Origin of the sequence: Salinarchaeum sp. Harcht-Bsk1, from assembly GCF_000403645.1 — an archaeon.
Lineage (GTDB): Archaea > Halobacteriota > Halobacteria > Halobacteriales > Salinarchaeaceae > Salinarchaeum.
Genome location: NC_021313.1, coordinates 584855 through 603492 on the forward strand (window position 1 = coordinate 584855; position 18638 = coordinate 603492).

Consider the following 18638-nt stretch of genomic DNA (forward strand, 5'->3'; position numbering starts at 1 on the left):
CTACTTCGCCGGATCACTCAATGGCGTCGAGCACGTCGCCGATCCACTCCAGATTGCGCTCGGGAAGCACGCCGTAGCCGTAAAACGAGAGTCGATCGGCGCCGGCGTCGACTGCCGTCTCGATCTGCGAGCGGAGCCGCGCCTTCGAGTCGAGGATCGGGTGCCCGGCGAGGATCCCCGCCGTGACTGGCACGTCGAGCATCGTCCGCGTCGCCCGCACGTCGTCCCGGACGACCGTGGGGTCCTCGTGGTAGGCGAGCACGGTCACGCCGTCGACGATCCCGGATAGGGCGTCGAGGTCGAGCCCGTGCTTCCAGGAGTGCTCGATCCCCATCCGGTCGTCGCCGAGCCCGCCCATCTTCAGGTAGTAGGTGAAGTCCGCGGGCGCGATTTCGTCGGCGAAGTCTTCGAGTAGCTCCGACAGCGTCTCCCGGCGAACGTGGGCGTAGTCACGAACTGCCGGGTGCTCGGCGAGCCAGCCGCCGACGTCGGTGTCCGCGGCGAGGTCGCCGTCGAAGCGGGCATCGAGCGCGTCCTGGGCGCTCTCCCGCGCTGCGTCGACGTCGACACCGGCGTCCGTGGCGTTCGCTCGGCAGTGCTCGCAGAAACACAGGCCGAACAGGAACTCGCCGAGGGGCCCGAGTTCCGTGAAGAACTCCTGGTGGTGCCAGCCGTAGCCCGTGCCGTACTGGTAGTCGGCGAGTTCCATCTCGACGGCCTCGAAGTCCCGAGCGTCTGCGACGTCCGCGGCGAGCGCTCGACCATACTCCTGGACGTCCGGGTTCGACGGGCAGAGCCCCCAGACGAGCGAGTCGCCGAAGGGCGAGCGCATCGTGGCGTCGGGGTGGTTCCGGCCCTGCTTCGAGCTGTGGAAGGGCACGGTCCAGGATCGCAGCGCGACTGGTGAGCCCGCGAACGCGTCCGTAATCTCGCCGACCCAGTCCGCCTCGCCCATCGTCTCGTTCACGTCCGGCGTGAGCTCCCCGTACCGAGATTCGTCCGGTTGGAAGTAGGCGCTCGCGTCAGCGAAGAACGTCTTCCGCTCGGGGTTGTGCGGGTTCAGCGTCTGCACGGAGTGCATCGTCGTCGCGAGGTTCACCGTGTCGATGCCGAGGTCGTCGAGTCGCTCGGCGACCGCTTCGGGCCCCTCGTCCACGAGGTCCCAAGGATGGGCCCAGATGCTCGCGTTCACGCCGACCACCCAGTCTCCTCGTCGATCGGTGCGATCGGACGCGGGACGCGCTCGTAGGGCAGTTCGGAGAGCACTTGATCGGTGTTCCCACGCGTGAGGGCAAAGAGCCGTCGGCCTGCGAGCGCCTTCCAGGCCGGACTGAGGTAGCCGCTCTTGAGGACGACGAGGTCCCTGGCGGTCGGCTCGATGCCGACGTCTCGCAGGTTCGCGGGGTCGCGGTGGACGTTGGTCCGCTCCTCGGTGACCAGCACCGTCGTCCCGTCGACGACGACCCGGGCAGTTCCGACGCCGTCGACGGTCGCGACCTCCCGGACGTCGGCTGCTGTGTCGTACGGCTCCCCGCTACCGGCTGCCTGGCCGAGCGCGAGGTCCACTGTCTCGCCGTCGCCCGCTGACGCACAGGTATCGTACGCGTCCGGGTCGGCGATCACCGCCACCAGGGGATCGTCGAACGCCGACCGCTCGGTGACGGTCTGCAGGAAATCGACGACGTCCTCGGAGCCGCCCGCACCGGGAATGTCGCCGGTGTCGGCTACGACGACCGGTCCGTCCGTCGTCGCGGCCGCCTCGTCCAGTGCAGTTTCGGGATCGTACGCCTCCGTCGTAAACGCGAACTCGTCGCGACGATCCCAGAATGCCTCTGCGAGTTCGGTGGCAGTCGACTCCACAGAGGCTTCGTCGCTGGCGTCGCCGGTGACGAGTGCGTGACAGCCGGCGTGGGGCGAGTCGGCCCACGGGAACCCGAGGAAGTAGTTCGCGTCGAGGATCCCCGACTCCTCGTCGGCCGACCGACACCGCTCGATCAGCGAGGCCATCGGCGCTGCCTCCGTCTCCGATCGCTCACCGGCGAGGAGCATCGGCAGTCGCTCCCACCCGAGCGTCAACTCGCGATCGTCCCGGACCGATTCGAGCAGGAGCGACGCTGCCCGCTCGCCAGTCTCGACGACGTCGGTGTGGGGAGCGGTGCGATACCCCGCAACGCCGTCGAGTTGCTCGACGAGTCGTTCGGTGATCGTGGCGTGCATGTCGAGGGCGGCCGTGATCGGCACGTCTGGGCCGATCGTCTCCCGGATCGCAGCGACCAACGCTCCCTCGGGATCCGGGTAGTGCTCGGCGTGCATCGAGCCGTGGAGGTCGAGACAGACGCCGTCGAGGTGCTCGCCCTCGATTCGGTCGAGCAGTTCGTCGCGGAACCGCTCGAACGCAGCGTCGGTCACCGTCGGGCCCGGAATCGCGTCGGTACCGATCGTCGGTAGCAGGTCCGCGTCGGCGGCCAGGAGGGCGTCGCGGATCCCCGCGATCGAGCGTCCGGTTGCGAACGATCCGAGGAGCGCGTCGTCGGTCGCGACCTCGAAATCCTCGAACTCCGTCGATCCATCGGCGAACGTATTCGTCTCGTGTTTGACCGTCGCGACGGCGATTCGCATCGAGTGAACGAGGTCCGGGGCGGGCAGTAAACCACCCGATGGGTTTCACCGTGGCGGGTGTAGAACCAATACGACTCGCCCACAACAGCAAAGACTCCCCTTTGCGTCACCCCGTTCAGGACCGATCCAGCGTGCCCCCGAGGTACTGCAACCTCACGGGGTATCCCTCTCCGTGAGCGACGCCAACGACGGTCTCGTCTGCCCAGAATGCGGCGGACCGATCGGGCAGACGTCCACGTACAGCATGCACTGCTCGGCGGACCTCACCGCGGAGCGGGAAGCCGCCGACGCGGACGACGACGGCGTCTGGGACAGCGCCGAGATTCCGGCCTCGGGCTGGGGCGAGGAGGCGGCAGACGCCGACCAGTCCCTGGAGGCGGGTGCCGGCGGGGCCGCCGAATCGGGCGCCCGCGGGGCTGCCGAATCGGGCACCGGCGACGCTGCCGGATCGGGCACCGACGGAACGGCGACGTCCGTCGACCAGCACGACGGCCTGCTCGATCCCCAGGGTATCGTCGACGACGCGCTCACGGTCGTGGTCGGCATACTCGGCGGCATCGTCGTCGGCCTCGTCGCGACGGTCGTCCTGTTGATCCTGACCGGCTCAGGCTGGGCGCTGCTGTTCGGCTTCGTCGGTTGGCTCGGCGCGACTGCCTACCTCGTGCGCCGGCGGACCGTCCAGGGCGCGATCTCCAAGAGCGCGTACGCCGTCGCGGCCGTGTTCCTGCTAATTCCGCTCGTCGTCGCGAGCCCGGTGATACACGTCGAGGGTGGGGTCGAGGACCGCGTCGAAGGCTTCCTCGTCCTGCTGGTGCTGGTCGCGTTCCCGGCGGGGGTTGCTGCCGTGGTCGGGTTCGTCGCGGCACGCTTCGTCCCCGAGGAGGCCGACGGAAGCATCGACTGAGGCCCGGGAGTCTGGGATTGGGATCCGGCGTGGGCCGACAGACCGTTCGATCCAGGTCCACAACAGTGATAAGAACGACGCGAGTCGGAGCGACCACCCCTAGCCGTGTCCCCACCGATCAGACGATCACGTTCGCCTTCCAGGAGGTGTCGCTCGCGTGGCTGAGAACGGCCCCGTCTGTCCGGAGTGTGGCGGCCCGGTCGCACAGACGTCGACGTTCTGCATGCACTGCTCGGCCGATCTCGAGGACGCCGATCGCGTGGACGCTGAACCCACCGGCGCCGATGCCGCAGACGCAGCCGACGTCGCCTGGGACGATTCACCGGACGTGGCGGACTGGCGTGACGGGACTCCAGAGCGCGAGTCGGAATGGGAGGGAGGCACCGGCGGTGGCGCCCCGGAGGAGCCGGGCGACGGCGACGACGTCGCCGCACAGGGCGACCTGCCATCCGAGTATCGATCGAGCGGCGGCACCACGTCCAGACGGTTGCTGCCCGACCGGTTCGTGACCAAGGCGGTCACCTTCGTTCTCTCGATCGTCGGTGGGCTCACCGTCGGCGCCGTCAGTGCGATCGTGCTCGGTCCCCTGATCCCGACCGGCTGGGCGTTCCTGCTCGTCGTTGTGCTGTGGCTGGGATCGACGACCGTGTTCCTCCGAATAGCGCCCGGATAGCAGCGCGCTCCGAGAGCGAACCGAATTCGCTCGGTCCCGTTCAGGCAGTCGGCCCCGGGCGGACGGCTGATCACTCCAGCGGTCGCTTCGTCTTCTCGACGACGCCGACGCCCTCGATCTGCGCCGTGGGGTAGCCACCGTCAGCGTCTTTTTCCGCCGACTTCACCATGTCCCAGACGACGTTGAGCCCGGTCGTCACGCCCTCGAGTGCCTCCATCTCGCAGCCGGTCTTGCCGGTCGTCTCGACGGCGACGGTCAGTTCGACCGCTGGCGAACTCCCCACGTCGTCCACGTCACCGACGGCGGATTCGGAATCGCCGTCGCCATCGGCATGGACGGGACCGTCGTGGAGATCGAACGTCGTCTCGACGTTCGTGATCGGAATCTGGTGACACAGCGGGATCGTCTCCCAGGTGTGCTTGACCGCCTGGATCGCACCGACCCGGGCCGTCGCGAGGACGTCGCCCTTCTCGATCTCGCTGGCTGTGATCGCCTCGATCGTCGACGGCTGGAGACGAAGTCGTCCGCGAGCGACGGCCCGCCGAGCGGTGTCTGGCTTGTCGCCGACGTCGACCATGTCGACGGCGCCCTCGGCGTCCGTGTGCGTGAGATCGTCCGGATCCTCGCCGGACGCTCCCTCCTCACCCATCGGTCTTCCCCCACATCGCCAGCGGAATCTCGGCGAGGAGGTCCGAGGCGAGCATGCCGTACCCTCGCTCGTCGACGACGGCGTCGCCCGCGGTTCCGTTGACGTACGCGGCGATCGCGCCGGCGTCGACCGGCCGCTGCGTCGAAACGAGTGCGCCCGTGATCCCGGCGAGGACGTCGCCGGTGCCGCCCGCCGTCATCCCCGGATTCCCGGTCCGGTTCACGCGGGTCGTCTCGCCGCCACTGATCACGTCGTAGGGACCCTTGACCAGCAGCGTCGCGCCGAGATCGCTGGCGAACGCCTCCACTGCGTCCGCGCGATCCCGCCAATCGTCGGCCTCCGGCCCGCCCATCGCCACGAGTTCGCCGCGGTGGGGCGTACAGAGCAGCGTCGCGTCGGTCTCCGCGACCACGTCCGGGACGACGCGGAGCGGGTCCGCGTCGACGACGACGGTCCCGCTCGCGGCGGCGAGGAACTCCCGTGCCGCGTCGAGCGTGTCCTCCGCTCGGCCGAGGCCCGGGCCGATCACCGTCGTGGTGCGATCGGCTGCGAGGTCGAGCAGTCGGTCGACGTGTCCAGGCAGGAGTCGATCGCCCGGAAGCGGCTTCGTGATGATGCTCTCGGAGTACCCCTGGACCTCGTCAGCGACGGACTCCGGACACGCGACGGTCGCCAGATCCGCGCCAGCCCGAAGCGCCGCCTGGGCCGTGAGGGCCGGTGCGCCGGTGTAGGGACCGCCGCCGACCACGAGGACGTGGCCGAAGTCGCCCTTGTGGCTGTCCTCGGGGCGGGAGAGCGCCTGCAGGTCGCCGGGACCGACGAACAGTTCGGCGGCGTCGGGAATGCCGATGTCCGCGACCTCGACGGTCGCGGCGACGTCGGCGAGGCCGGGCTTCTCGTCGTGGAAGGTCACGACGTGATCGGCTTCGACTGCGGCGTGTGGGCCATCGCCCGCGGCGTCGCCGGTGTCCGCGTCGACGCCAGAGGGCACGTCGACGGCGACGACGGTCGCGCCGGCGTCGCTCGCGTCGTTGATCCGCTCCGTGGCCGTAGCAGCCGGTTCCCGCAACGCCCCGGTGACGCCGGTTCCGAGCATCGCGTCCACGACCAGGTCGGCCTCGTCGATCGCTGCGGCCGCGTCCGCGTCGCTCCCTGCCAACGCCGCGGTATCCCGGACCTCGATCGTCTGCTGTTCGGCCTGCTGGAGCGCGTCCCAGTTCTCGCGGGCGATGTCGGTCGTGATCGTCTCGGCACGGCCAAGGAGCAGCGTCGTCAGGTCGCGATCCTCGAGAAATCGCGCCGCGACGAACGCGTCGCCACCGTTGTTGCCCCGGCCGGCGACGATCGCGAGGGCGTCGCCCGGCTCCGTTCGCTCGCGAACCGCTCGCGCGACGGCGTTCCCACTGGACTCCATGAGCTGCTTCCGGGGGACGCCGAGCGCCGCAGCGTTAGCGTCGACGGCGGCCATCCGGTCGCTGGTGATCATGGACCGGCCTTCGACGCCGGAGGACAAAGGTCCCGGGGACGGCGATCGTGACGGAAGAATGGACATTGGTGGATTCGACGGAGAACGAGTCGTCGGGAATCGATTCGACGAGCGGTCAATGTGACGCGAGGTCGATTCGACAGGAGAGCGATCCGACGGAGATCGATTCGACGGGAGATCGAATCGAGGAGACATTGACTCGACGAGGAGCGAATCGGCGGCGGATGCTCTCGGCGACGATCGACCCGGCAAGCCCAGGATACCGCCACTCACAGACCGGCGCTCCGAGGGACGCACGATCGGGGCGCCGTCCGACGCACGACACACGTGCTCGCTGGCGACCGCCGTATCCCTGGTGGATCCCCAGGACAGCCTCCCCCGTCGCCGCACGTATCTTCAAACGAAACTGGTACGGATCCAATTACTCATCGTAGGTTCGAGGTAATCCCAAGACCTTAAGCCCCAGCGAGACGGATTGCGGCAGTATATGGAGCTCTCGGTAGTGGTCCCTACACTGAACGGCCGGGACCAGCTCGGTGGGTGCCTCGACGCGCTCGCCGAACACGTTCCCGAGGCGGAGGTCGTCGTCGTCAATGGCCCCTCCGCCGACGGAACGACCGGGATGGTTTCCGAGCGGGGGGACGTCGAAACGCTCGTCGAGATCGCGGATCGTAACGTCAACGCGGCACGCAACGCCGGCTTCGAGGCCGCGACCGGCGACACCATCGCACTCCTCCGGTTCGATCGCGTCGTCGACGAGAGCTGGCTCGACGCGCTCGAAGCGGGCCTGGAATCGGGCGCCGACGTCGTTACGGGGCCGACGCGAACGACGCTCGAGGGGATCGAAGAACCGGCGCAGTCGATCGCCGGTCGGTCCGTCACCTTCTGCAACGGTGAGAACGTCGTCTTCTCCCGCGAGGCAATCGAGGCCCTCGACGGGTTCGACGAGTACCTGGAGGTCGGGGGTTCCCGCGACGCCTCGCACCGTCTCGCGGGCCTCGACTACGAGGTCGAGTGGCTGCCGGAGCTGTCCGTCCACAGCCAGTATGGCGCCGACGGCGGCGAACCCGAAACCGATCGCCGCGCTCGATATCGATCGCTCGCCTACCAGCTCGTGAAGAACTACGGCCTCCGGCCCTCCATCGTGATCCGATCGCTCCGCGACGCGACTGCAGACGCCGTCGGTGCCGCCCGCTCCGTCCTCGACGGCGATGGACGCTTTACGAGCTGGTTCGGGCACGGCCGCGCCGCGATCGCCGGCCTGTCCGTCGGCGCGAAGGACGGCTGGCGCGCCCGACGACGCGACCGGAGCCGCCGCCGGAACCCCAACGGCATCTCCGCACGCGCCGATCGCGTCGTCCAGCGCTACGACTGGCGATAACCGGCGTTCGAACCTCGCCGCTGCTCATTCCTCGTACCGATAGGTCATGCGCACCAGCTCCTCCGTCCCACCCTCCGGTACGTCGATCTCCGGATCGAACAGCTCGAAGCCGACGGACTCGTAGTACGGAACGAGGCCTCGGCGACAGAGCAGGGCGAGCCGGGGGAGCTCCTGGAGGTCGGCGTGTTCGACGATGGCCTCCAGTAGCCGGTCGCCGTGCCCTTCGCCGCGACGGTCGGCAGCGACGATCACGTCGTAGACCATCGCGTAGTACGTGAAGTCCGTCACGACGCGAGCCGCGGCGGCGAGACGGCCGTCCACCGTCACGCCGATCGCGACGTCGGTGTCTTCGAGGGCCGACCGGACGCCCTCGACCTCGCGATCTGCCCACCACTCGTAGTCCTCGTAGAGGCAGGTCAGTGCTACAGCGTCGTCGGGCCTGAGATCACGAACCGTCGGCATGGCAGTACGAGGGAGGACCAGCCACTATACGCTTCTCCCTGTGTGCGAGGCGTCCACGAATGGCTGCGTGGCGACGAAGCCAACCGGTATCGAAAAATCGCCGACCGAATTGATCGGCGACTCAGCCGATCGGCGCTCCTTCCTCCTCGGGTGCGAGTGCGTCGACGACGCGGCTCGGGTTCCGGTCGAACGCTCGGCGGAGCTTGTCCTCGGAGACGTCGAGCGTGAGCAGTTCCATCACGCCGACGTTCGGGTGACTCGCGGGCGCGCCGCTGCCGAACAGCACCCGATCGGGATGTTCGAGGAGCGCTCGCTCCAGGGGTTCGCGATAGCGAACGAGACTCGTGTCGAGGTAGTAGCCGTCGTACTCCCCAAGCAGGTCGATCGCCCGGCCCATCAGGTCGCGCTGGAGCGGGTGACCGCCGAAGTGGCCGACGATCGTCGGGAAGGACCGATCGAGGAGCGTCTCGGCGATCCGTTCCGGCGGGAACGCCTCGCCGCCAGGGACGAGCACGGGGAGGTCGACCTCCTCGAGCTCGTCGAGGGTCTGCTCGTCGGGGAGACCGTCCCTCGCCGGGTCCATCACGAACCCGTGGAACCGATCGTCGTAGGCGTACTGCTCGATCTCGTCGGGATCGGTGTGGTGGTCGTCGCGGCCGGAGACGGCTGAGCGGAGCCGGTTCGTCGCCGATTCGGAGAGGGACCGGGGACCGCTGAGCCGGGCGAACGCGACGAACGGGCGCTCGACGCTCAGGCGCGCGACGGCGTTGTTGAACTGCAGGTAGCGGCTCTCGGGGTTCGTCTCGGGAACGACGACGGCGCGAACGACGCCGGCCTGGCGCATCTCCCGCTCGAGTCGGTCCGGGGAGATCATCCGCCCCCGGGCTGCCACGTCCTCGTCGACGGAGAGGCGCGCGTGGACGTCGACGACCCGGAAGCCGTGTTCCAGCTCCAGCATTGCTCCGGCGTACCATCCCCGTCTACATAACAGCCCTGCCCGTTCGGCGGCGTAGCCCGGTGCTTCGAGAGCGGAACTGGCCACCACCTGGCCAAACCGACGGCCGTCCAGTCGGTTCGCGTCTCGGTTCGCGGAACCGGCAATCGCCTGCTACCGGCTGGTCGAACGGTTCGTGAACGGGGACGCAACCGAAGAAAACGTAGCTGGTAACGAAGCCGCGAGCCTCAGGCCAGCGCTTCGATCGCGGACACGATCTCGTCGGCGTACTCGTCCGTACCGAGCTTCTCTGCCCCCTCGAGCTGGCGTTCGAGGTCGTAGGTGACCGTGCCGCTGGAAATCGTCTGCTCGACGGCGTCGCGGATGAGGTCCGCTGCGTCCTGCCAGCCGATGTACTCGAACATCAGGCGACCGGAGAGGATGAGCGCGGTCGGGTTGGCCATGTTCTGGCCGGCGCGCTTGGGCGCGGAGCCGTGGACCGGCTCTGCGAGCATCCGCTGCTCGCCGAAGTTCCCGCCGGGCGCGATGCCGAGACCGCCGATCTGGGCGCCCGCGGCGTCGGAGAGGTAGTCACCGTTGAGGTTCGGCATCGCGAGGACGTCGAACTCGTCGGTGCGAAGCTGCATCCACTGGAGCATCGCGTCGGCGAGGCGCTCCTCGACCATGACGGCGTCCTCGGGGATGTCGACCTCGTCCTGCTCCTCCCAGAGGGAGTCGGGTGCGGCGAAGACCTCGTCGTCGGGGTACTCCTCGTCGGCGACCTCCATCCCCCAGGTGCCGAACTGCCCCTCGGTGAACTTCATGATGTTCCCCTTGTGGACGAGGGTGACCTTGTCGCGGTCGTTCTCGAGGGCGTAGTCGATCGCCTCGCGAACGAGGCGCTTGGAGCCCTTCTCGGAGATCGGCTTGAGACCGAGGCCGATCGGGCCCTCGTGCATGATGTCGTCCATGCCCATCTCGTCTTCGACGAAGTCGCGGACGGCCTCCACGTCGTCGGTGCCCTGCTCCCACTCGATGCCGGCGTAGACGTCCTCGGTGTTTTCCCGGAACGTCACCATGTCCATCTCCTCGGGCGCCTTCATCGGTGACGGAACGCCGTCGAGGTAGTAGGTCGGCCGGACGTTCGCGAAGAGGTCGAGCGTCTGGCGCAGCGCGACGTTGAGCGATCGGAAACCGGCACCGACGGGCGTCGTCAGCGGGCCCTTGATGGCGACGCGGTGCTCGCGGATGGCGTCGACGGTCTCGTCGGGGAGGTTGACGTCGTCGCCGTACTTGTCTCGGGCGCTCTGTCCAGCGTAGACGCGCATCCAGCTAACGTCCCTGCCTGTCGCGTTCGCAGCGGCCTCGAGGACCTTCTGTGCTGCCGGCCCCACGTCCTGCCCGATACCGTCGCCGTGGATGATCGGGATGATGGGGTTGTCCGGAACCTCCAGTCCGTCGTCGCCGGCCTGAATCTGCTCGCCCTCGGCCGGGACCTCGATCTTGTCGTAGCTCATGACGGGTGAGGCTTGCCTGCGGGGGGTAAAAGGGCTCCCGTTTCGGAGGAGCGCTACCCGGGAGTAACCGTCCGGGCAGCGACCACCCGTTCACGTGCCGTGGAGGAATCGCTCGCCTCTGTGCCGTCACGCGGCGGAACCTCGTGGCGGATTTCACGCGCCGAATTCATCGTGCCGGAAGCCGCTCGCAACGGAACCGTCTTGCCCCGTCGTTGCCTACGCCGCAGCGTGCGCGGTTCCGTCACACTCGGCGACGGCGTGCGGATCGAGACCGCTATCGGTGACGTGGTCGCCGACGGCAAGCGCCCGAGCGGCGACCTCGCGGTCACGTCCCACGCCCACTCCGATCACCTCCCCAGCGTCGCCAGCGCCAGCGACACGCCCGCGATCTGCTCGCCGCTCACCGCCAACCTCGCCGGCGTCCGGCGGAGCGAGGCACTCACCGTCGCCGAACACCCCGACGTCACGCTCCTCCCGGCCGGCCACGTCGCCGGTTCGCGGGCGGTGCTGATCGACGACGGGGAGACGCGCTACTGTTACACCGGCGACGTGTGCACCCGCGATCGCTGCCATCTCGACGGGTTCGAACCGCCCGACGCGGACGTGTTGATCGTCGAGGCGACGTACGGCAGGCCCGGCTACGTGTTCCCGGACCACGACGAGATCGAACGCGAGATCTTCGCGTGGCTCACCGAGACGATGGATCGGCCGGTCGTCCTCGTCGGCTACGCGCTCGGCAGAGCACAGAAGCTCCAGGAGATCGTCTCGCGGTCGGATCGCACTCGCTGTCTCGTCTCAGAGGGCGTCGCGGCGGTAACCGACCCCATCGAGGCTGCGCTGGGCGTCGATTTCGGCGCGGAGCCGTTCGATCCCGAGACGTCGGCGGACGGCCGAGACGCGGGCAGCCCTGGAACCGAACCCACGCTCGAACCTGGCGACGCACTCGTCGTTCCGTCGAACGTGCGACGGAGCGAACGCGTCCAACAGCTCGTCGAGGAGACCGGAGCGCTCACCGCCGGCTTCTCCGGCTGGGCGGCCGGCTCCTCGTTCCGCTACCGTGGCGACTACGACGCGACGTTTCCGCTCTCGGATCACTGCGACTTCGAGGAACTGCTGGAACTCGTCGAGACCGCCGATCCGGACGCGGTCTACACCCAGCACGGATTCACCGACGACCTCGCGGAGGCGCTCGTCGATCGAGGCTACCGGGCGCGCTCGCTGAAGCGGAATCAGACCACCCTCGCGGACTTCTGATCGGACGATCGCGGCCGGACTGCGTGCGGAGATCGAGAGGCCCCGTGGACCTCACTGTCCGCAGTCGCGGCGTATTTCACGGTCGCACTCGATTCCCCAGGACATGTACTGCAGACGATCACAGGAGGCACCGCGATGGACCTGATCGTCCACGGCGGGGCTGGCAGCGCGCCGGAGGAGCCCGAACCCCGACAGCGCGCGCTCGACGCGGCCGCGACGGCCGGAACGGCCGAGAACAGCCCGCTGGACGCCGTCGAGGTCGCCGTTCGCGCGCTCGAGCACGACCCGCGCTTCAACGCTGGCGTCGGATCGAGCGTCCAGGCCGACGGCATCCCGCGGACGGACGCCGGCGTGATGACGTCCGATCGATCGATCGGTGCGGCGGCCTCCATGCCTGGCGTCGAGCACGCGGTGACGGTCGCCCGCGTCGTGATGGAAGAGACGCCACACGTCCAGATCGCCGGCGTCCACGCCGTCGACCTCGCCGAGCAGTTCGGGGTCCCCGTGGAGGTCGACCTCTGGTGTGACCGGACGCGGGAGCACTGGGACGACCTCGGCGGGCCGCCGCGACACCTCGGCGTCCAGGTCGACTGGGTGAACGAGCAGTACGGCGAGGCGGATTCCGGCGGCGGCGAGGAGGGTCCGACCGGCACCGTGGGCGCCGTCGCTCGCGAGGACGAGCAGATCGCCGCGGCGACGTCGACCGGGGGCCGCTGGGCGGCGCTCGCCGGCCGCGTCGGCGACGTGCCCCAGGTCGGTTCGGGCTTTTTCGCGACGGAGGCGGCCGGTGCGAGCGCGACGGGTGCCGGCGAGGACATCGTACGGACGACCGTCGCGAAGGAGGCGGTCGGTGCGGTCGAGGACGGAATGGACGCAGACGCGGCAGCCACTGCAGCGATCGACGCGTTCGGGGACCACGCGACGGGCACTGCGGGCGTCATCGTGGCCGACGCTGACGGCAGACTCGGGAGTGCCTTCGACAGTGAAGCGATGCAGACCGCCACCGCACGGCGCTGATAGGGACCGCGGACCGATCGCCGGGGCTCCGGCGACGTGACGACGGCTGTCGACGGCACCGGTGAGCGGCACTGACACCAAGTAATTAGGGTCTGGTATCATTGTTGGAGCAGTCCTTGGTCAACCCGTGCCTCCGCGGGCACACACTGCCCCGGACAATCACCATCCCCCGCCGTCCGGGCGTGGCGACCGCGTGGGCACCACGCGAGTTGGAATCGTCGGATCGCTGCTGGTCCCAGCGATCCGTTCCACCACTGTCGAAGGCTGTCGTGTCGACGCCGGCGATCCCCGTGCCACAGTCGCCGGCCATCGACGCGGCACCGTCGCCGATATCTACGTGCCATCGTCGGTGCGATGACGTGCCACTGTCGCTGCGTTTAGCGTGCCGTTCGTCGCTTCTATGAGGAGTGTGCGTGTGCTCGATCGTCGTCCGGTGGAAGCGGCGATCGAGGGAGGGAGCGGGGTGGGTGGTCACGGCGCCCGCGTCGTGATTCGAGACCGATGCAGTGAGGACGTGTCGGTGACGCTGGGAACGGTGTACGGTCCCGCCGTCCGTGAGCGAACGGACGGATCCGCTGCCCGCGGTTGTGGACCGAGCGATCGCCCAGGGCGCGTGGTGAGAGCTACGGAGCACTACTCCTCAGGAGATGGCTCGTTCGATCGCGTCCGTTCCGACCCGCGCTCTTCGGGAGCCATTGCTAGCGCGTCGGCGTGACACGCACGACCTTCGACGATCGACGAGACGTAGTTTTATTATCGTCGTACCTGTCTTCGGACCCACGAATGGCTCACCTTCGCCACGCGAACCAGTCCGACTGTCCACAGTGTGGGGCGACCACGCTCAACGTCCAGGGGCTCGCGGACTGCCCGCAGTGTTCGTGGCTGGATCCTGCGGACGGGAACTGACTGATCGCCGAGCCCGGAGCGGATGGTCAGTCCGGGAGACGGCTCGGCCGTCCGCGGCTGTTCGCCCGAGTAGTACCCGAAGGAAATCCCTTTCCCCCGTACCTGCGAAGACAGTCCCATGACAGACGTGGACTTCGACGCCGAGCAGTACGAGAAGCACCGCGAGGCCGGCGAGATCCTCGCGCAGGCCCGCGAGGAGACCGTCGAGCAGATCGAGGTCGGCGCGACCCACACCGAGATCGCGGAGTTCGCCGAGGAACGGATCCGCGAACTCGGTGGCGAGCCCGCCTTCCCGCTCAACATCTCGATCGACCACGAGGCCGCCCACGCGACGGCGACCGTCGACGACGACCGCACGATCGGCGAGGAACTCGTCAACATCGACATCGGGGTCCACGTCGACGGCTGGCTCGCCGACTCCGCCGTCACCGTCGACCTCACCGGCGAGTGGGACGACCTCGTGGCAGCCAGTGCAGAAGCGCTCGACGCAGCGATCGACGAAATCGAGGCCGGCGTCCAGACTGGCGAGGTCGGCGCCGCAATCGAGGCCGCGATCGACGAGCACGGCTACAACCCCGTCGTGAACCTCACCGGCCACGGCCTCGGGCACTGGGAGCAACACGCCTCGCCGAACATCCCGAACCGGGCGGTCTCGCAGGGCACCACCCTCGAAGCGGGCGACGTCGTCGCCATCGAACCCTTCGCCACCGACGGCCGGGGCAAGGTTAGCGAAGGCAGCCACGAGGAGATCTTCGCACTCGAACGCGAGGGCTCCGTACGGAACCGCGAGGCGCGGCAGGCCCTCGCCCAGATCACCGAGGAGTGGAAGACCCTGCCGTTCGCGACGCGGTGGCTCGACGTCAACCGGCCGGAGATGGCGCTCCGTCGACTCAAGCAGCACGACATCGTCCACGGCTACCCAGTCTTGCAGGAGGAGGAAGGGACGATGGTCAGCCAGAAGGAACACACCGTCATCGTGACCGAGGACGGCTGTGAAGTGACGACCAGGGCGGAGTAGCGCAGGTCGTTCTATCACCTGAGTGGAGGAGCCGCAGAATACGTCGAGAGACCGATAGTACTGCCGCTAGTCGTACGAGCCGACCCGAAAATCCGCACGCTATCGAGGACCGATTACAGGCGACCGGTTTCCTGCACTTCGACGGACTCGACGTCGTCGACGCTCGCGAACGCCTCCTCGACGGGCTCGGTGCCACCTGCGCCGTCGGCGACGATGACGGTCGGCAGCAGGGCGACGAGGCCGAAGGCGACGTCGTCGCGGCCGATACCGTTGATCTCGGCGCCCTCGGGGAGGGAGTCGGCGAGGCGCTCCTCGAGATCGTCGAGGTCGACCTCGGGGCTCTCCGGCATGACCTTGATCTGCGCGGCTACCTTTCCCATGGTTATGGCCCCGTGAACCCGCAGGACGGGCACTGGTAGAGGTTGCTCTGCTTGCGGCACTTCGCACACCGGTGAATCCGGGTGCCACAGTCGGGGCAATCGAACGACGCGGCGTTCGTGCCGGCGACGTTGATCCCACACGAGACGCACTTCTGCGCTCGCTTCTGTCGGGACTCACTCATGGATCCGATTTCCACAGCACCGGGGTTAAGGGTTGTCTTTCCGCCCGCAGGCGGACCCACCGATTCAGGCTGCGAGCAACAGCGGCCCGATCAACACCCCCATGCAGTGTACGCGGTAGGCACCTGCGCGGACGGGAATCAGTCCGACGAGCGACGCGGCGACGAACAGCCCCACGCCGAGGAACCCGGCGAAGAGGAACGAGATCCCGACGAGCAGCGTGAGCACGCCGATCGCCACGAGTCTGTGATCGAGACCGCCGACGACTCGGAGGTACGGGTCACCGAGGACCATCGTGATACCAGCAGCGAGACCCCCGGCGAGCAGGACGCCGGCGGTCAGCACCGGCAGGTTCACCGGCGCGCCGAGGTCCGCAACCCCGACGAGCACGCCGGTCCGTGGGCTGCCGATCGCCCAGAGCGCGAACAGGGCGAAGATCGAGTTGGCGGTGTCGACGCCGCTCGTCGCGACGACGTAGTCCCGCTCCGAGAGATCGCCGGGCATCGCGACGAGGACGCCCACCGCCGCGATCGCCGAGGAGATCCCCGGCAGATAGCCGACGATCGCACCGCCGAGCGTGCCCGCACCGGCTGCCGCCCCGACCGATCCGGGCGACTCGCAGATCGCGGCGTCGCCCTGCGGCGGGACCCCGCCACCACGCAACGCTTCGAGCAATACGGGCGCGCCGAACAAGCCAGCAAACAGTGGTGCGAGCACGCCGCCCGCAGAAAGTGGTGCAGCAGGATCGGCGTCGAGGAATCGCCATCCCAGCCCGGCCGCCAAGAGGAACGTCACCGCGCCCGCGAAGCGCGAGCGCCGGGAGCGCTCCATCGCGAGCATCCCGACCACGACGACGGCGAGCACGACGCGGAGGTTCGCGGCGATCGCCGGATAGACGTCGAGCATCGCGAGCGTGACCGGGATCGCGAGCGGCACCGCCAGCACGACCGCCAGCGAACTCCCGAGCACCGAGAGTCGGATCGCCTCGCGGCCCCGGCCCTCGCGCACGAGACGGTGGCCCGGCAGCGCGGAGACGGCCATTTCGGCGTCGGGCACCCCGATTGCCAGCGCCGGAATCGCGTTGAGGAAGGTGTGCGCGACGCCCGCTGCGAGCATGGCGGCTGCGACCGCGATTCGGGGGCCCGGAAGGCCGACGGCGACGCTCGCCAGCACGAGCGCGACGTTGTTGGCGTGGAGGCCCGGCACCAGCCCGGTCGCCGTACCGAGCAACGTGCCGCCGGCGACCGCCGTGAGCAGGGTCAGCGATAGCTGGAGGTCGAGGACTGGCGTGACGCCGGGCAGGCCCATCGCCAATCGCTCGCCGCGGGATCGCACTTGAGGGTTTGGAGCGTGGAAACGCGGGGAGTGTGGAGAACGTGGGGAGCGTGGCAAACTTGCGGAGCGTATAGAGCGTGGGAGGCGAGCAGGCCGACGTGGAAGCGATACTGGCCCGTCAGCGATCCACGTCGCCCATGATCGGATCAAGGCTGCCGAGCGTCGCGACGAGGTCGGCCACGTACCCGCCCTCGGCCATCTCCGGGAGCGCCTGGAGGTTCGAGAAGGATGGGCCGCGGATCTTGAATCTGGCGGGCGTGTCGGTGCCGTCGGCGCGGATGTAGATCCCGAGTTCGCCCTTGGCGCCCTCGACGGCGCGGTAGATCTCGGCGTCGCGCTCGGGCTTGAGCGTGCGCGGGACGTTCGACTGGATCTCCCGCTCGTCGTCTGGCCAGGCCTCCAGCAGGTCGATGCACTGCTCGACGATCCTCGCGGACTGTTCGAGTTCGCGAAGGCGGACCAGCACGCGGGCGTAGTTGTCGCAGCCGTCCTCGACGCACACCTCCCAGTCGAGTTCGTCGTAGTAGCCATAGGGATCGTCGCGGCGCACGTCGTAGTCGATGCCCGAGCCGCGTGCGACGGGGCCGGTGCAGCCGTAGGACTTCGCGACCTCCGGCTCCAGCACGCCGGTGTCGATCGTCCTGAGCTGCATGACCTCGTTGTTCGTCAGGAGCGCGTGGTACTCGTCCATCGCCTTCGGGATGCCCTCGACGACGTCCCGCGTGAGGTCGAAGAACTCCTCCCGGGGCTCGGGGAGGTCCCAGGCGACCCCGCCGAGTCGGTAGTAGTTGAACATCAGGCGCTGGCCGGTTAGCTCCTCGAGGACCGCCTGGACCTTCTCGCGTTCGCGCATCGACCACATGAACAGCGCCGTGAAGTCGCCGACGATGTCGAGGGCGTAGGTGCCTGCCGCGAGGAGGTGGCCGAGCATCCGCGAGAGCTCCGCGGACATCGTCCGGATGACCTGGGCGTACTCCGGCACCTCGATTTCAGCGAGGTCTTCCGCGGCGCGGGCGTAGGCCCACTCGTTGCAGAGCCCCGCGCCGGACCAGTCCCAGCGATCCGGGTAGGGCATGATCTGGTGGCGGTAAGTGCCTTGCTGGCACATCTGCTCCTCGCAGCGGTGGATGTAGCCGATGTCCGGTTCGACGTCGAGGACCTGCTCGCCGTCGAGGACGGCCTTCAGGTGGAGCACGCCGTGCGTGGCTGGATGGTGCGGGCCGATGTTGAGGAACATCGTGTCCGTGTCGGCGGCGTGGGCGGCTCCGGTGGTGCGCTCGTCCGTAGCCTCCGTCGCCGGTTGGCCGGCGACCCGTTCGTCTACCGCGAGCGGGTTGGCGTGCTCGGAGAGCGTGACGATCTGCGGTCGATCCTGGTCGTAGTCGTCGCGAAGCGGGTGGCCCTGCCAGGTGTCGGGGAGGAGGATCCGTTCGAGGTTCGGGTGGCCGTCGTACTCGATGCCGACGAGGTCGTAGGCCTCTCGCTCGTGCCATCGGGCGGTGTCGTAGACTGCCGCCGCGCTCTCGCTCGTCGGATCCTCGGGCGTCGTCGGCACGACGACGCCCAGTTCGTCGGTCGGGTCGGCGTACGTCCGGAGGTGGTAGATCGACTCGTAGCGATCGGCGTACTGCTGGGCGGTGACGCAGGCGCAGTGATCGTAGCCTGCCTCGCGTTTCAGAGCCGCGAGGACCCGCTCGACGTCGTCGGGCCGAATCACGATCGCTGGCGCATTCAGGTGGTCGTCGGTGTCGAGTACCGCGTCGGCAATCGAGGCGGGAACCGCCGACGGCAGATCGACGAGTGGACCCGCGGCGTCGCACGCTTCGGGTTCCGGTCGCTCCAGACGCTGCTGTTCGGGCTGTCTGCTCACGCTCAGCAGTTGGGACGCTCGCCCGCTGGATCTGCTGCCCCTGCAGAGGGGCT

Annotated in this window: 18 protein-coding genes; 7 read left to right on the forward strand and 11 right to left on the reverse strand. The window is 68.6% G+C overall.

What is annotated here, in order from left to right; genetic code table 11:
* Nucleotides 1-13 precede the first annotated feature (13 nt).
* Nucleotides 14-1192 (reverse strand): hypothetical protein, encoded by a 1179-nt coding sequence (locus L593_RS02810; RefSeq protein ID WP_144060688.1) that lies wholly within the window; start codon nt 1190-1192, stop codon nt 14-16.
* Nucleotides 1189-2619 carry a M81 family metallopeptidase gene (locus tag L593_RS02815; protein ID WP_020445407.1) on the reverse strand — a complete coding sequence of 477 codons (1431 nt, stop codon included), beginning with the start codon at nt 2617-2619 and terminating at the stop codon, nt 1189-1191. The genes L593_RS02810 and L593_RS02815 overlap by 4 nt, the downstream gene beginning before the upstream one ends.
* A gap of 172 nt (nt 2620-2791) precedes the next feature.
* Here L593_RS02815 and L593_RS15845 point away from each other — a divergent pair, with 172 nt between their 5' ends.
* Nucleotides 2792-3523: a hypothetical protein gene (locus L593_RS15845; protein ID WP_049893808.1), complete on the forward strand. Its 732-nt coding sequence runs from the start codon at nt 2792-2794 to the stop codon at nt 3521-3523.
* Between the two features lie 157 nt (nt 3524-3680).
* Entirely contained in the window at nt 3681-4196 is a 516-nt protein-coding gene (locus L593_RS02825; protein ID WP_020445409.1) for a zinc ribbon domain-containing protein, read from the forward strand.
* Between the two features lie 70 nt (nt 4197-4266).
* Here the strand turns inward: L593_RS02825 and L593_RS02830 are convergent, their stop codons facing one another.
* Complete coding sequence (locus L593_RS02830) at nt 4267-4845, reverse strand: cyclic pyranopterin monophosphate synthase MoaC (protein WP_020445410.1); 579 nt, start codon at nt 4843-4845, stop codon at nt 4267-4269.
* Nucleotides 4838-6331, reverse strand: coding sequence for a bifunctional ADP-dependent NAD(P)H-hydrate dehydratase/NAD(P)H-hydrate epimerase (locus L593_RS02835; protein WP_020445411.1), 1494 nt, complete (start codon nt 6329-6331; stop codon nt 4838-4840). The genes L593_RS02830 and L593_RS02835 overlap by 8 nt, the downstream gene beginning before the upstream one ends.
* A 487-nt stretch (nt 6332-6818) precedes the next feature.
* On the opposite strand from L593_RS02835, the gene L593_RS02840 reads away from it, so the two are divergent.
* Entirely contained in the window at nt 6819-7712 is an 894-nt protein-coding gene (locus L593_RS02840) for a glycosyltransferase family 2 protein (protein WP_020445412.1), read from the forward strand.
* A 24-nt stretch (nt 7713-7736) separates the two neighbouring features.
* Here L593_RS02840 and L593_RS02845 read toward each other — a convergent pair whose 3' ends face one another.
* The 3 genes from L593_RS02845 to icd all read right to left on the reverse strand — a co-directional run bounded on the left by L593_RS02845 (nt 7737) and on the right by icd (nt 10625).
* On the reverse strand, nt 7737-8174 hold the full coding sequence (locus tag L593_RS02845; RefSeq protein ID WP_020445413.1) for a GNAT family N-acetyltransferase: 438 nt from the start codon (nt 8172-8174) through the stop codon (nt 7737-7739).
* A 121-nt stretch (nt 8175-8295) separates the two neighbouring features.
* Complete coding sequence (locus L593_RS02850) at nt 8296-9132, reverse strand: amidohydrolase family protein (protein WP_020445414.1); 837 nt, start codon at nt 9130-9132, stop codon at nt 8296-8298.
* 224 nt (nt 9133-9356) lie between these two features.
* Entirely contained in the window at nt 9357-10625 is a 1269-nt protein-coding gene (icd, locus tag L593_RS02855) for an isocitrate dehydrogenase (NADP(+)) (RefSeq protein WP_020445415.1), read from the reverse strand.
* 228 nt (nt 10626-10853) lie between these two features.
* Between icd and L593_RS02860 the strand changes: the two genes are divergently transcribed.
* The 4 genes from L593_RS02860 (at nt 10854) to map (ending at nt 14820) form a co-directional block, all read left to right on the forward strand.
* Nucleotides 10854-11879, forward strand: coding sequence for a hypothetical protein (locus tag L593_RS02860; protein WP_020445416.1), 1026 nt, complete (start codon nt 10854-10856; stop codon nt 11877-11879).
* Between the two features lie 135 nt (nt 11880-12014).
* Nucleotides 12015-12896 (forward strand): isoaspartyl peptidase/L-asparaginase, encoded by an 882-nt coding sequence (locus L593_RS02865; RefSeq protein ID WP_020445417.1) that lies wholly within the window; start codon nt 12015-12017, stop codon nt 12894-12896.
* A gap of 783 nt (nt 12897-13679) precedes the next feature.
* The gene (locus L593_RS16370) at nt 13680-13802 is read left to right on the forward strand and encodes a hypothetical protein (protein ID WP_020445418.1); all 123 of its coding nucleotides are present in this window, start codon (nt 13680-13682) and stop codon (nt 13800-13802) included.
* 118 nt (nt 13803-13920) lie between these two features.
* Nucleotides 13921-14820, forward strand: a complete 900-nt coding sequence (map, locus tag L593_RS02870) for a type II methionyl aminopeptidase (RefSeq protein ID WP_020445419.1) — start codon at nt 13921-13923, stop codon at nt 14818-14820.
* Nucleotides 14821-14933: 113 nt separating this feature from the next.
* Here the strand turns inward: map and L593_RS02875 are convergent, their stop codons facing one another.
* The 4 genes from L593_RS02875 to L593_RS02885 all read right to left on the reverse strand — a co-directional run bounded on the left by L593_RS02875 (nt 14934) and on the right by L593_RS02885 (nt 18591).
* Nucleotides 14934-15200 (reverse strand): elongation factor 1-beta, encoded by a 267-nt coding sequence (locus L593_RS02875; protein WP_020445420.1) that lies wholly within the window; start codon nt 15198-15200, stop codon nt 14934-14936.
* A gap of 2 nt (nt 15201-15202) precedes the next feature.
* Entirely contained in the window at nt 15203-15382 is a 180-nt protein-coding gene (locus L593_RS15220; RefSeq protein WP_020445421.1) for an HVO_2753 family zinc finger protein, read from the reverse strand.
* A 64-nt stretch (nt 15383-15446) separates the two neighbouring features.
* A complete protein-coding gene (locus tag L593_RS02880) occupies nt 15447-16688 on the reverse strand; it encodes a tripartite tricarboxylate transporter permease (protein ID WP_020445422.1) in 1242 nt (413 codons plus the stop codon).
* Between the two features lie 145 nt (nt 16689-16833).
* Nucleotides 16834-18591: an NADH-quinone oxidoreductase subunit D gene (locus L593_RS02885; protein ID WP_081638738.1), complete on the reverse strand. Its 1758-nt coding sequence runs from the start codon at nt 18589-18591 to the stop codon at nt 16834-16836.
* Nucleotides 18592-18638 lie beyond the last annotated feature (47 nt).